Here is a 1,109-nt window from a genome sequence, read left to right as displayed (position 1 = left end):
TTACTTTGCGGGCTGCAGACAGGTGTGGTCAATGGCTTCAGGCCAATGCCAGACGCGAAGGTCCTGGTCTTTTCCGCCGTGTAGCCCGAGCCATTGTCCGTCAGCCATTCGATTTCCGTCGGCGCCTTCAGGACATTGCCAAAGCGGTTCTCAACGGCTGCCAGCATGACATCACGCACCACGTCGCCGCTGTGGCCGCCGGTCGTCGCCGCCCAACTCATTGCCTCACGGTCACAGCAATCGAGCGCGAACGTGACGCGCAACGGTTCACCGTTGTCGCAGCGAAATTCGAAGCCGTCAGAGCACCAGCGTTGATTGCTCTTCGCCACTGCAACCTTGCCATCGTGTCGACGCTGCGGCGGTGGCGGAGAGGGTCTGCGTTGTAGCAGCAGGTCGTGAACGCGCATCACCCGATATACGCGTTTGGCGTTGACGGGCGCCATGCCTCGGCCTTCCCGCTGACGACGCAACATACCCCAGACCCGGCGATAACCATAGCTCGGCAGGTCAGTCACGGTCAGCCGTATCTCTTCGACCAGCCCGGCATCGTCCGTCTTCCTGGAGCTGCGTCCATCCCGCCAGTCGGCTGGACGTGCAAGCTTTGCCGCCACGTTTGAGCGCGCTACACCGAGAACGTCGCAGACCTGCTTCACTGCTCGTCCCCCGGCAATGAGGGTGAGCGCGCAATCCATTTTCGCGACTTCGCCACCTCCACCGCTTCACGAAGAATCTCGTTCTCCATTGTCTTTTTGCCGAGCAGTCGCTGGAGTTCCCTGATTTGCTTGAGCGCATCGCTCAGTTCCGACGCTGGTACGACTTCCTCGCCGGCACTGACTGCCGATAGGCTGCCATCCTGATACAGCTTGCGCCAATGGAATAGCTGGTTCGGATTGACGCCGTGCCGGCGTGCAACCATCGAGACCGACTTGCCCGGCTCGAAACTCTCTCGCACCATCGCCAGCTTTTCTTCCGCTGACCACCGCCGCCGGCGCTCCGGCCCCGTCAACACTTCCATCACTTCTTGCTTGTTGTTAGTCAAAAACACAGTCATATGCCTACCCGTTATTTTAAGCGGGAGACTGTGTCCGGTGATTCAAGGGGCCGCTCCA

1 pseudogene is annotated in these 1,109 nt (G+C 60.2%); it reads right to left on the bottom strand.

The window, feature by feature from the left end:
* Window positions 1-1,015, bottom strand: a pseudogene (locus JMY24_RS38065) (IS3 family transposase); the annotation flags it as partial.
* Window positions 1,016-1,109 lie beyond the last annotated feature (94 nt).

Origin of the sequence: Paraburkholderia kirstenboschensis (assembly GCF_904848585.1) — a bacterium.
GTDB classification, from domain to species: domain Bacteria; phylum Pseudomonadota; class Gammaproteobacteria; order Burkholderiales; family Burkholderiaceae; genus Paraburkholderia; species Paraburkholderia kirstenboschensis.
The sequence above is the reverse complement of the archived record's forward strand: the minus strand, read 5'-3'. Positions and strand labels throughout refer to the sequence as shown.